Origin of the sequence: Bradyrhizobium sp. LTSP849, assembly GCF_000938255.1 — a bacterium.
GTDB lineage: Bacteria > Pseudomonadota > Alphaproteobacteria > Rhizobiales > Xanthobacteraceae > Bradyrhizobium.
Window position 1 is genome coordinate 69,852 of the sequence record NZ_JYMR01000038.1, and the last position, 12,843, is coordinate 82,694.

Annotated in this window: 11 protein-coding genes; 5 read left to right on the forward strand and 6 right to left on the reverse strand. The window is 63.8% G+C overall.

Annotation, left to right across the window (positions count from 1 at the left end; all coding sequences use genetic code 11):
• Positions 1-5: 5 nt before the first annotated feature.
• A complete protein-coding gene (locus UB31_RS22870; RefSeq protein WP_045006068.1) occupies positions 6-806 on the forward strand; it encodes an SDR family oxidoreductase in 801 nt (266 codons plus the stop codon).
• Between the two features lie 157 nt (positions 807-963).
• Here UB31_RS22870 and boxB read toward each other — a convergent pair whose 3' ends face one another.
• The 5 genes from boxB to UB31_RS22895 all read right to left on the reverse strand — a co-directional run bounded on the left by boxB (position 964) and on the right by UB31_RS22895 (position 7,396).
• A complete protein-coding gene (boxB, locus tag UB31_RS22875; protein WP_045012496.1) occupies positions 964-2,415 on the reverse strand; it encodes a benzoyl-CoA 2,3-epoxidase subunit BoxB in 1,452 nt (483 codons plus the stop codon).
• A 14-nt stretch (positions 2,416-2,429) separates the two neighbouring features.
• Positions 2,430-4,118 (reverse strand): 2,3-epoxybenzoyl-CoA dihydrolase, encoded by a 1,689-nt coding sequence (gene boxC, locus UB31_RS22880; protein ID WP_045012497.1) that lies wholly within the window; start codon positions 4,116-4,118, stop codon positions 2,430-2,432.
• 108 nt (positions 4,119-4,226) lie between these two features.
• Positions 4,227-4,754: a DUF309 domain-containing protein gene (locus UB31_RS22885; RefSeq protein WP_045012498.1), complete on the reverse strand. Its 528-nt coding sequence runs from the start codon at positions 4,752-4,754 to the stop codon at positions 4,227-4,229.
• 21 nt (positions 4,755-4,775) lie between these two features.
• The gene (locus UB31_RS22890; RefSeq protein WP_045012499.1) at positions 4,776-5,594 is read right to left on the reverse strand and encodes an alpha/beta fold hydrolase; all 819 of its coding nucleotides are present in this window, start codon (positions 5,592-5,594) and stop codon (positions 4,776-4,778) included.
• 260 nt (positions 5,595-5,854) lie between these two features.
• The gene (locus tag UB31_RS22895; protein WP_045012500.1) at positions 5,855-7,396 is read right to left on the reverse strand and encodes a benzoate-CoA ligase family protein; all 1,542 of its coding nucleotides are present in this window, start codon (positions 7,394-7,396) and stop codon (positions 5,855-5,857) included.
• Between the two features lie 139 nt (positions 7,397-7,535).
• On the opposite strand from UB31_RS22895, the gene UB31_RS22900 reads away from it, so the two are divergent.
• Positions 7,536-8,444: a helix-turn-helix transcriptional regulator gene (locus tag UB31_RS22900; RefSeq protein ID WP_045006062.1), complete on the forward strand. Its 909-nt coding sequence runs from the start codon at positions 7,536-7,538 to the stop codon at positions 8,442-8,444.
• A 13-nt stretch (positions 8,445-8,457) separates the two neighbouring features.
• Positions 8,458-8,850, forward strand: a complete 393-nt coding sequence (locus UB31_RS22905; protein WP_045012501.1) for a group II truncated hemoglobin — start codon at positions 8,458-8,460, stop codon at positions 8,848-8,850.
• Positions 8,851-8,950: 100 nt separating this feature from the next.
• Here the strand turns inward: UB31_RS22905 and UB31_RS22910 are convergent, their stop codons facing one another.
• On the reverse strand, positions 8,951-9,736 hold the full coding sequence (locus UB31_RS22910) for an IclR family transcriptional regulator domain-containing protein (protein ID WP_045012591.1): 786 nt from the start codon (positions 9,734-9,736) through the stop codon (positions 8,951-8,953).
• Between the two features lie 112 nt (positions 9,737-9,848).
• On the opposite strand from UB31_RS22910, the gene UB31_RS22915 reads away from it, so the two are divergent.
• Positions 9,849-11,207 carry an aromatic ring-hydroxylating dioxygenase subunit alpha gene (locus tag UB31_RS22915; RefSeq protein WP_045012502.1) on the forward strand — a complete coding sequence of 453 codons (1,359 nt, stop codon included), beginning with the start codon at positions 9,849-9,851 and terminating at the stop codon, positions 11,205-11,207.
• A gap of 193 nt (positions 11,208-11,400) precedes the next feature.
• Entirely contained in the window at positions 11,401-12,837 is a 1,437-nt protein-coding gene (locus UB31_RS22920; protein ID WP_045012592.1) for a glutamine synthetase family protein, read from the forward strand.
• The last annotated feature ends 6 nt before the right edge of the window (positions 12,838-12,843 follow it).

The window sequence follows — 12,843 nt, forward strand, 5'->3', positions numbered from 1 at the left end:
GCACTATGTTCAACGATCTGTTTTCGCTCAAAGGCCGCGTCGCGCTGGTGACCGGCGGATCGCGCGGCATCGGCAAGATGATCGCGGCAGGCTTCCTCGCGCAGGGCGCGGCCAAGGTCTACATCACCGCGCGCAAGGCCGGGCCGTGCGAGGCCACGGCGAAAGAGCTGTCAGCCCAATATGACGGAGAGTGCATCGCGCTGCCGATCGACATCTCGACCGTCGAGGGCTGCGACAGGCTGGCTGGCGAAATCATCAAGCTGGAGCCGAAGCTCGACATCCTCGTCAACAATGCGGGTACGGCCTGGGGCGCGGAGTTCGACGAATTCCCGGAGAGCGGCTGGGACAAGGTGATGGACCTCAACGTCAAGTCGCTGTTCTTCCTGACCAAGGCGCTGGCGAAACCGCTGCGCGCGGCGGCTTCGCTCGAGCGGCCCGCCAAGGTCATCAACATCGCCTCGGTCGACGGCATCTTCGTCAATCCGAGCGAGACCTATTCCTACGCCGCCAGCAAAGCCGCCGTGATCCATCTGACGCGGCGCATGGCGACGAAACTGATCAAGGACAACATCAATGTCACCGCGATTGCGCCGGGCGCGTTCAAGTCGGACATGAACCGGGCCGCGCGCGACCACTCAGACGACGTCGCCAAGCGCATTCCGGCGCAGCGCATCGGCACCGACGAGGACATGGCGGGGGTGGCGATCTATCTCGCCTCGCGCGCGGGGGATTACGTGGTCGGCAACACCATCGCGGTGGATGGCGGCGTGGTGTACGCCAATGCCGGGTTGGAGATTGCGGGGTAGGCCCTCGCCTCACACTCCGCTGTCATGCCCCGGCTTGACCGGGGCATCAAGTACGCCGCGGCTTCTCGTTTTGTCTCTGCCGCCTCTGGAATACTGGATCACCCGCTTTCGCGGGTGATGGCAGTCTTCGTGTTGTAAGAGCGTACGCCCCTGACCGTTACGACTCGATCTTCACGTACTCGAAATCACCCGGCTTGTTGTCGATGCCGACTTTCGGCGGCGAGATCCAGGAGGCGAACTTGGCGGCCTCGGTGACGGGCTGCATCAGCGAGGTGATGAAGTCGCCGTCGGCAGTCGAGGGCAGCCAGTCATCCTTGCGCTGGGCCCAGGTGGCGTCGTCGATCAGAAGACCATCCGGCGTCGCGTGGATGCCCTTGAACTCGCCGATGTGGCGGTGGAAGGCGACGTTGGGCAGCTTGAGCTGGAAGTCGTAGCCCGCGGTCGAGATCACCTTGTTCCAGCGCAGCATGCCCTTGACGCAATCCTGGCTGTAATCGTCGCGCAGGCGCATGTTGAGCGCGGTCAGCGCCGGCTCATCGACCAGCTTGATCTCGCCGTCGATAAATTTGAGCACCGGATAGGTGGCGTTCTTGAGCTGATGATCGTCCTCGATCTGGGTCTCGTGATAGCGGCCCTTGATGCCGGTGTTGAAGGCGTTGGCCGCGTTGGTCGAGACTTCCGAGCCAAAGAGATCTAGCGACAAGGTATAGTGCAGGTTCAGCTTCTTCTGGATCGTTGGCAGGTCGATCACGCCGAGCGCGCGGACTTTCGCAATGTCGGTGGGATCCGTGATGCCGGCTTCCTTCATCGCATCGCAGGTGCGCTGCACGACGCGGGTGATGCCGGTCTCGCCAACGAACATGTGGTGCGCTTCTTCCGTCAGCATGAAGCGGCAGGTGCGCGACAACGGATCGAAGCCCGACTGCGCCAGCGAGTGCAACTGCATCTTGCCGTCACGGTCGGTGAAGTAGGTGAACATGAAGAAGGACAGCCAGTCCGGCGTCGCCTCGTTGAAGGCGCCGAGCATGCGCGGCGAATCTGCGTCACCGGAGCGGCGGCGCAACAAATCGTCCGCTTCCTCGCGGCCGTCGCGGCCGAAATATTTCTGGAGCAGGTACACCATCGCCCAGAGATGGCGGCCTTCCTCGACATTGACCTGGAACAGATTGCGCATGTCGTAGAGCGAGGGCGCGGTCTTGCCGAGGTGGCGCTGCTGCTCGACGGAGGCGGGCTCGGTGTCGCCCTGGATCACGATCAGACGACGTAGCATGGCGCGATATTCGCCGGGGACTTCCTGCCAGGCCGGCTCGCCAAAATGCTCGCCGAACGGCACCACACGGTTCTCTTCCTGCGGCGCAAGTAGAATGCCCCAGCGATAATCGGGCATGCGGACATAATCGAACTTGGCCCAGCCGCGCGGATCGACCGAGTAAGCGGTGCGCAGATAAACCAGCGATTCCTGGAAGCCCTCCGGCCCCATGTCGCTCCACCAGTCCATATAGCCGGGATGCCAGCCCTCCAGGGCTTTGAGCACCTGGCGGTCTTCGGCGAGATTCACGTTGTTCGGAATCTTGGTCGAGTAGTCGACGTTCATGATGTTCATGCTCATGGCCGTGCTTCTCCCTAAACTCTTGTCATATCGAATTTCGGCTTCTGGCCGCTGCCGTAGCGGCGCAGCGCGCCTTCCTCGCCGACGGCATTCGGGCGCTGGAAGATCCAGTTCTGCCATGCGGTCAGCCGTGAAAAGATTTTCGATTCCATCGTCTCCGGACCTACGAAGCGCAGGCTCGCTTCCATGCCGGTGAGGCTGTCGGGCGAGAAGCTGGCGCGCTCCTCGAGGAACACGCGGACCTCGTCGTCCCAGTCGATGTCGTCGAGCGCGAAGGTGATGAGGCCAAGCTCTTCGGCCGCCTCGGCGTCGAGGCTGGTACCGACGGTGTCTTCGGCGCGGTTCACATCGGACGGATCGGCCTGGAAGCGCGATTGCAGCCGCGTCAGGCCATGGCTCATCGGATACGGGCCAAAATTCATGGCCGAAAGCTCGATCGACGGCGGCGGACGGTTGTCGCCCTGGCGCGTGCCGATCAGCATGTAGGAGCGGTCGGCGGCGAAGACGAACTCGGCGAGCGTGCCGACAAAGCAGGAGCCGGGCTCGACCAGCGTCACCAGCGTGCGCGAGGTGACGTCAATGCGCTTCAACACGCGCTTCCAGTAGTGGCGGATCTCGTTGACCAGCCAGTGCGCCTTGTTGGCTTCGAGGAAGGCGTCGGACGCCAGCACATGGGCGCGGTCGCCATGGCTCTTGAACACCAGCATGGCGATCTCGAGCTCGTTGATGCGCAGATGCAGGATGGCGTCATCGAGCTCGCGCGCCACTTGCAACGGCCAGAACGACGCGCCTTGCGCCATCATGCCGACGATGTCGGCGGGCGGTGCAGCCTCGGGCGCCTTGATCGAGATGGTGGCGATGCGCGCGGTGCGATCGATGTCGACGGTGACGAAACCATAGCGGATGCTGGTCTCGTCGATGATGCGCTTGAGCGGCGTCAACGCGACGCCCTTGCCGGAGCCGTTGCGCTTGGAACTGGCCGCAAACTCCTTGGCGCGCTCGACGACCTTGGCTTCCAGCTTCGAATTCGGCGCGATCTCGTCGACGAGGCGCCACTGCACGGCGCGCTTGCCCTTCACGCCTTCCTCGATGGTGCAGAAGAAGTCGGCGTGGTCGCGGCGCACCTTGCGCTTGTCGACGACACGGGTCAGCCCGCCGGTGCCCGGCAGCACCGCGAGCAATGGCACTTCGGGCAGAGCGACAGCAGACGCGCCGTCATCGGCGAGGATGATGTGGTCGGTCGCAAGCGCGAGCTCATAGCCGCCGCCGGCGGCCGAGCCGTTCACCACCGTGATGAAACGCTGGCCGGAATTCTCGGAGGAATCTTCCATGCCGTTGCGGGTCTCGTTGGTGAATTTGCAGAAGTTCACCTTGTGGGCATGGGTCGAGCCGGCAAGCATGCGGATGTTGGCGCCGGCGCAGAACACGCGGTTCTTGGCCGAGCGCATCACCACCACCTTCACCTCGGGATGCTCGAAGCGCAGCCGCTGGACCACGTCCGCGAGCTCAATATCGACGCCGAGGTCGTAGGAATTGAGCTTGAGCAAATAGCCCTCGAACAGGCCACCATTCTCGTCGACATCCATGGTCAGCGTCGCGACGTCACCGTCGACCGCGAGCTTCCAGTGCCGATAGCGGGACGGCTCGGTCTGGAAATCGATGAATGTCGCACCGCCTGCGAGGCGCCGATCTTCCCCGGCCATGGGCCACCCTTGAGTTCGTCTTGGTTTTACCGTTAGATGCACAATAGTGCATATTTTTGAACGCGTCTAGTCCTTAACTGCCAATACATGCACTTTGTTTCATGGCACCTACTGGGACCGCACGATCGCGCTGAGCGCAATCCAGTCCGCCTTGGTGAGCTCGGCCCGGCCGAGCTTGGCCTGGAGCAACGCCGTCAGTGCCGGGACCGGAAAGCTCTCGACAAAGCCGTCGCCCGCGGCCGCAACCTTGCGCGAGCTCAACGCCCGCAGCTCCCCGAGCGCCTCTCCGAACATGCGCGCGGCCGAATGCGCCTTCTGCATGCGCAGCCGCAAATTCGCATTGGCGATGTGGATACAGGCGCGCAGCAGGATGCGCTCGCGGCCGTTTTGCGGTGCGGCGGCCCACACCGCTTCCAGCACCTCCTGCGCTTCCCAGGAATAGCCGCGATCGTTCAGCGCGAGCCCGTAACGCAGCGCCGGATGGCGCGCCGGCACATAGCCGCGGAAGACCGGGGGCACCAGCGCCTTGGCAAGAGCGAGCGTCTCGTAATCGGCATCTAGCCCCGCGGCCTCGCCAGGCACATAGGCCCATTGCGGCCATGGCAACGGGCCGTGCACATTCGGTGGCACACTCATAGAAGATGTGCCTCCGCAAAATCATGCGGCGCGCACCCCGAGTCCCTGATCGTCGCGCAGGGCCGCCTTTGCAAATTGCTCAATCGCGTCAAGCGTCGCCGCCGGCGCTTCACGATGCGGGGAATGTCCCGCGCCTGAAATGACTTTCAAATCTACTGGGCAGTAACACTCTTCCTGCGCGATCTCGACCTGACGCAGTGTCCCATATTGGTCGTCCACACCTTGCAGGACCATGACAGGAACGCGGATGTAGGCCAGATATTCCGAGATATCCCAGTCGCGGAATTTCGGGTCGAGCCAGGCGCGGTTCCAGCCATAGAAGGCGTTGTCGACATCCTTGTGCCAGCGCCCGAGTTTTGCCTTGAGGTCCGTGGTCTCGTAGGTGGTCTTGATCGCGGCGATCGAGGCCACCGAAATGTCCTCGACGATGAAGTGCGGTGCCATCAGCACGAGGCCTTGCAGACGGTGATCCTGATGCGCCCCGGCATAGATGGTCGCGATCGAGGCGCCATCGGAATGGCCGAGCAGCAGGCCGCGCCTGAAGGAAATCGCGTCGAGCAGCTTCGGCAGCACATCCAGCGCCTCGCGCTGCATGTAGTCGAGCGGCCGCGGCAGCGTTGCAGGACTCGACTGGCCATAGCCCGCGCGCGAATAGACAAAGATGCCGGCGCCGGTCGCCTCTCGAAGTTTTTCCGGGAAGTCGCTCCACAGCCCGACCGAACCGAGGCCTTCATGCAGCATCACGATGGTCGGCGCATCCGATGATTGCGGCGCGAGCCATTTGTATTCCAGGCTGGCGCCGTTGATGGTGAGGAAGCCTGTGGGGGTGAGATTGGTCATGCTGTCACTCTGCTTTTCAGCCTTGTCGAACGTGGGACGTCATCACGCGCCACTCGCTCAGTCGTTCCCTTCCCCCTTGCGGGGGAGGGCTAGGGAGAGGGGTGCCACACGGGGACTCCCAGTGTGGCGGAGAACGTCTGGCGCACGACAACAAACACCACTTCCTGGGCTACCCCTCTCCCCCGCCCTCCCCCGCAAGGGGGGAGGGAGCTCAGTGGAGTTGGCCGTGGCAGCGCGAGTCATACGCCACGCAGTCACACTTAGTTCGCCCCGTCGCGCAGCTTGAAGCGCTGGATCTTCCCTGTCGCCGTCTTCGGCAGCGACTCCACCACGTCGATCCAGCGCGGGTATTTCCACGGGCCGATCTTCTGTTTGACGTGATCCTTCAGCATCTCCTGCAAGTCCGTCGTCTTCACGCCTGGACGCAGCACGACGAAGGCCTTCGGCTTCATCAGGCCTTCCGGATCGGCCTCGGGTACGACGGCGGCCTCGAGCACGGCAGGATGCGTGATCAGCGCGCTCTCGACCTCGAACGGCGAGACCCAGATGCCGGAAACCTTGAACATGTCGTCGGCGCGGCCGCAGAAGGTGTAGCGGCCCTCGGTGTCACGGATATATTTGTCGCCGGTGCGAGTCCACGGTCCCTCAAACGTGCGGCGGCTCTTGTGGCGCTGGTTCCAGTAGCCCTCGCCGGCGGAGGGCGCATCGACCAGCAGCTCGCCGACCTCGCCGTCGGCCACATCCAGGCCCGCCTCGTTGACGAGCCGCACCGCATAGCCCGGCACCGGCTTGCCGGAAGAACCGTATTTGATGTCGCCGGGCGCATTCGACAGGAAGATGTGCAGCAGCTCGGTCGAGCCGACGCCGTCGAGAATGTCGACGCCGAAGCGCGATTTCCAGCTATTGCCGACGGATTCCGGTAGCGCTTCGCCGGCCGAGGTACAGATGCGCAGGCTCTTCCCGCCACGCTCGGCCTTCATCGTCTCGTCGTTGAGCATCGCCGCGAACAGCGTCGGCACGCCATAGAAGATCGACGGATTGTAGCGATTCATCAGGTCGAACATCCGCGCCGGCGTCGGACGCTCGCTGTTCAAAATCGTGGTGGCGCCGACCGACATCGGGAAGGTCAGCGCATTGCCGAGGCCATAGGCGAAGAACAGTTTTGCAGCAGAAAGGCCGATATCGTTCTCGCTGATGCCGAGCACCTGGCTGGCATAGGTGTCGGCGGTGGCCTGCAAATTCGAATGCAGATGCCGTACGCCCTTGGGCATGCCGGTCGAGCCTGACGAATACAGCCAGAATGCCGGCTCGTCGGGATGCGTTGCGGCGGTCGTGAACTGATCGCTCTCGCGCGCGAGTTCTTCGGTGAGCTGTTTGTGGCCGTTGGTCTTGCCGCCGGACACCACGACATGCTCGAGATCCGGCATGCGGCCGACCACGTCCTTGATGACGGGATAGAGCGCCTCGGACACGAACAGCACCCGCGCGCGGCAATCGGCGAGGATGTAGGCGTATTGATCCGCGGTCAGCAGCGTGTTGAGCGGCACCGGCAAAATGCCGGCGCGGATCGCCCCCAAAAACACGATCGGGAAGTCGACCGTATCCAGCATGATCATCGCCACGCGCTCTTCGCGGCGGACGCCGAGACGGCGCAGCATGTTGGCGGTGCGCCGCGTCTGTTGCTGGAGCTCGCCATAGGTGAGCCGCGAGACGGTGTCGTCGAAAACGAGCTTGTCGGCGCGACCCTCCTCGACATTGCGGTCGAGCAGCCAGGTCACCGCGTTATAGGATCCCTCGCTCACGGACCTCTCCCCCGAATTTAGAATTATAATTCATAGAAAGACACCGCATCGGCTTGCTGTCAATGCTATCAGGCATTATGTTTCCATTTAAACGCGCCGCAGGACCTTCTTTAGGGAAGGCATCCGCTAAAGAAGGCTCATGACCGAAAGTCCCGACGCCGAATCCCGCTTTCTCGAACAGCTCGGCCAGCGCGTGCGCACCATGCGCGCGCTGCGCGGCATGTCGCGAAAAGTGCTCGCCAAGGTATCGGGAATTTCGGAGCGCTACATCGCGCAGCTCGAGAGCGGCAAAGGCAACGTCTCCATCGTGCTGTTGCGCCGCGTCTCGGACGCGATGGGCGCGCATCTGGAAGATTTGCTGCCCTCAGTCGACCCGACGCCGGACTGGCAGATGTTTCGCGATCTCCTGCGCAAGGCGACGCCCGCCCAGATCGCGCAGGCCAAGGATCTGCTCGCCGGCGGCAGCGCGTCGGCGCCACGGCGCGCGCCGTTCTGCGGCATCGCGCTGATCGGCCTGCGCGGCGCCGGCAAATCGACACTTGGGCGGATGCTGGCGAAGAAGGTCGGCTGGAGTTTTGTCGAGCTCAACAAGGAAGTCGAGCAGCAGAACGGCCTCTCGGTCGCCGAGATCATCGCGCTCTACGGCCAGGAGGGCTTTCGCCGTATGGAGCAGGCCGCGCTGCAACAGCTGCTGGCGCGCAACGAGCTGATGGTGCTGGCGACCGGCGGCGGCATCGTCTCGGAGCCTTTGACCTTCGACCAGATCCTGTCGTCGTTCTACACGATCTGGCTGAAGGCTGAGCCCGAAGAGCACATGGCCCGCGTGCGCCGTCAGGGCGATCTGCGTCCGATGGCCGACGATCGCTCCGCAATGGCGGAGCTGCGCAACATTTTGCTCAGCCGCGAGCCGCTGTATTCGCGCGCGACGGCGGTGGTGGATACGGCAGGGCTGTCGGTCGACGCCGCAGCCGCGCGGCTGATCGATGCGGTGCGACCCGTGCTCCAAAACGAGGCGCGCAGCTTTGGGCTGCGCAGCGTAGCGCTATAGGCTGGGCCGCGGAATGACCGACAGCGACGTCGCGATCTCCATGTTCGAGCGGATCGGCGGAAGTGCCACGATCGACCGGCTGGTCGACCGCTTCTACGACCGCATGGACACGCTGCCGGAGGCGAAGGTCATCCGCGCCATGCATGCCGACGACCTCGGCCTGATCAGGGACGTGCTGAAACGCTATCTCAGCGAATGGACCGGCGGCCCGAAACTCTACTCCGTCGAAAAGGGCCATCCGCGGCTGCGGCAGCGGCACATCGGCTTTGCTATCGGCGATGCGGAGCGTGACGCGTGGCTGCTGTGCATGCGCGGCGCGCTTGAGGAGACGGTGACGGATGCGGCCGCGCGACAGGATCTTGATCGCGCACTGTCCGGCCTCGCCGACTGGATGCGCAACCGGTAGTGATGTCTCCACCAGTCGTAGCCCGGATGAGCGGAGCGACATCCGGGATTCTTCGCGAGAGTTGTCCCGGGTATCGCTTCGCTCACCCGGGCTACAAGAGCTACAAGAGTTGCGACCGCACCGACTCTGCACCCGCGCGCAGCAGCGGCAAAAATCGATCGATCAACTCCTGCTCCGGTACCCGGTCGACATGGGCGCCCATGTTGATGGCGGCAACGATCACGTCGTCGTAGCGACGCACGGGGACGGAGATCGAGCGGAAATGCGGCTCGGCCTCGCGATCGACCAGCGAGTAGCCTTGCGCTCGGTCGGCAGCGATGCGTGCGAACAGCGCCTTGGGATCGGTCACCGTCTGCGGCGTCAGCTCTTCGCGTTTCATCGTCTTCAGGCGCGCGGCCAGCTCGGCATCATCAAGCTGGCCGAGCATGGCGCGGCCGACCGAGGTGCAGAAGGCCGGCAGCCGGTAGCCGATTTCGAGCCCGCCTGAAAACATCCGCGCCGGGCTGCTGCGCGCGATGAACACGACCTCATCACCGTCGAGCACCGCGAGCGAGGAGATTTCGTTGGCCGCAGTCGCGACGCGATCGAGCACCGGTTGCAGGACCGTGACGAGTTGATTGGACCGCAGATACGACGCCGCGAGGGTCAGCACATGCGGTGTCAGCGAGAACAGCTTGCCGTCGCCACTGACGAAACCGCCGCGCTGGAGCGTGAACAGCATGCGCCGCGCAGTGGCGCGCGGGAGATCGGCGGCGCGGGCGAGATCGCTCAGCGTCATTGGGCCCCGGGTGGCGCCGAAGCACTGAAGCAGTCGCAGGCCACGATCGAGACTTTCGACCCAATCCGTCGCGCGCTCGTCGGTGTCACTCCGCTTCAGCTTGGGCATGGGCTCGGGATAGTCCTGCAAAATAATGCTTGCTGCCGATCCCAAGCATGGCATAATTCGCCCATTCGTTCAATAGGCGAACAAACGCCACTCCACAAAGGATGCACTCGCCATGATGAGCCAGGAGCAGAACGACCTCATCACCCGCACCGGGCCGAAGGACCCCTGCGGGAAGTTGATGCGGAGCTATTGGCAGCCGGCGGCGCTGGTCGATGAGCTGGAAGGCGCGCGGCCGATCCGTCCGGTCAAACTGCTCGGCGAGAATTTGGTGCTGTTCCGCGACGAGGCCGGACGCTACGGCCTGATCGATCGCCAGTGCTCGCATCGCGGCGCCGACCTCGCCTTCGGGCGGCTCGAGCATGGCGGCCTGCGCTGCGCTTTCCATGGCTGGCTGTTCGACGCGACCGGCCAGTGCATTGAGACGCCGGCCGAGCCGAAGGACTCAAAGCTCTGCCAGAACATCCGCCAGCGCTCCTATCCCGTGGTGGAGAAGAGCGGCATCCTCTGGACCTATCTCGGCGAAGGTGAGCCGCCGGCATTCCCGGAGCTCGACTGCTTCGTCGCGCCTAGCACGCACACTTTTTCGTTCAAGGGCCACATGGCCTGCAACTGGCTTCAGGCCCTCGAAGTCGGCATCGATCCCGCGCACGCCTCCTATCTGCATCGCTTCTTCGAGGACGAGGATACATCCACGGCCTACGGCAAGCAGTTTCGCGGCGCCTCCGCCGGCTCTGACCTGCCGATGACAATGATCCTGCGCGAATACGATCGGCCCATCATCAATGTCGAGCACACCGAATACGGGCTGCGGCTGATCGCGCTGCGCGAGATCGACGAGGAGCGCACCCATGTGCGCGTCACCAACCAGCTGTTCCCGCACGGCTTCGTCATCCCCATGAGCACGGAGATGACGATCACGCAGTGGCACGTGCCGGTCGACGACGAGAACTGCTATTGGTACGCGATCTTCACCAGCTATTCGAACCCGGTCGATAAAAAGAAGATGCGCGACCAGCGACTCGAGCTCTACGAGCTGCCCGATTACAAATCGCGCAAGAACAACAGCAACGATTACGGCTTCGATCCGCACGAGCAGCAGACCGCGACCTATACCGGCATGGGAAGCGACATCAACGTCCACGACCAATGGGCGGTGGAATCGATGGGGGCGATCCAGGACCGCACCAAGGAGCATCTCGGCACGAGCGACAAGGCGATCGTGCAATATCGCCGCCTGCTGCGGCAGGAGATCGAGAAGGTCTCGGGCGGCGAGAAGCCGATGCTGTTTCTCGACGAGGCCAACGCGCGCAGCATCCAGGGGCCGGCGACCATGGACGGCATCGGGCCGACGCGCGGCTGGGAGACCTACTGGATGGAAGTCGACGTCAAGCGCCGCCGCGGCGCGCCCTGGACCGCGCCGGTGCCGAAGGAAATCGCGGACAATGTGCATCGGCTGACGGCGGCGGAGTGACGATGCCGTTCGCCGCCGGCGGGTCGCGACAGCGGCTCCACATTCTCCGCTGTCATGCCCCGCGAAGGCGGGGCATCCAGTACGCCGCGGCCTTTCGTGGATACGTTGCCGTCTCTGGAATACTGGATCGTCCGCCTTCGCGGACGATGACAGCGTGGGCTATGCTCTCACCGAGCGAGAAGGAGCCATCGAAGTGACTTTCGTCGCGCGTCATGCGCTGTGGTCGGATGAGCAGAAGGACGCGGCACTGCGCATGCGCCGCATCGTCGAGGAGAAGAACCTCGAAGTCATCCGCCTCGCCTTCCCCGACCAGCACGGCATCTTGCGCGGCAAGACCATCATCGCCTCCGAGGCGATCGCCTCGCTGGAGAGCGGCTGCTCCATCACCACGACCATGTTCGCCAAGGACACCTCGCACCGCACGGTGTTTCCGGTGTTCACATCGGGCGGCGGCTTCGGCATGAAGGAGATGGAGGGCGCGGCCGACGTGCTGATGGTCGCCGACCCCAGCACGTTTCGTGTGCTGCCGTGGGCGCCGGCGACGGGCTGGGTGCTGTGCGATCTCTATTTCAACAACGGCCGTCCCGTGCCGTTCGCGACGCGCGGGCTCTATCGCAAGGCACTCGATGAGCTCGGAAGCCGCGGCTACGATTTCGTCGCTGGGCTCGAGGTCGAATTCCACATCTTCAAGCTCGACGACGCGCATATGCGACCCGAGGATGCCGGCCAGCCCGGCACACCGCCCTCGGTGAGCCTGCTCAGCCACGGTTATCAATATCTGACCGAGCAGCGCTTCGATCAGATGGAGCCGGTGCTAGAGATTCTTCGTCGCGACATCCTGGCGCTCGGGTTGCCCTTGCGCTCGGTCGAGGTCGAGTTCGGACCGAGCCAATGCGAATTCACCTTCGCGCCGAAAAAGGGCCTGGAGCCCGCCGACAACATGGTGCTGTTTCGCAGCGCCGTAAAGCAGATCGCGCGCCGCCACGGCTATCACGCCACCTTCATGTGCCGGCCGAAGCTGCCGAACCTGGTCGCGAGCGGCTGGCATTTGCATCAATCGATCGTCTCACGCGTGAGCGGTGAGAACCAGTTCATCGCGCAGGAAAGCGGCGAGCCGCTCAGCCAGTTCGGCCGCTCTTATCTCGCCGGCCTGCTCGACCACGCCCGTGCGGCGACCGTGTTCACGACGCCAACCATCAACGGCTACAAGCGATATCGTTCCTATTCGCTGGCGCCGGACCGCGCGATCTGGGGCCGCGACAATCGCGGCGTGATGATCCGTGTCCTCAGCGGCGCCGGCGATGCCGCGACGCGCCTGGAAAATCGCGTCGGCGAGCCCGCGGCCAATCCCTATCTCTACATGGCTTCGCAGATCCTCGCCGGGCTCGACGGCGTCGACCGCAAGCTCGACCCCGGTCCGTCCGCCGACACGCCCTACGAGAGCGACGCACCGCTATTGCCCAAGTCGCTGCGCGACGCGGTCAGCGCGCTCAAGGACGATCCGTTCTTTCGCGAAAAGTTCGGCGCCGAGTTCGTGGACTATTACACTCACATCAAGAACGCCGAGATCGACCGCTTCCTGGCCGAAGTGACGGATTGGGAACATCGCGAATATTTCGAGATGTTCTGAGCACGC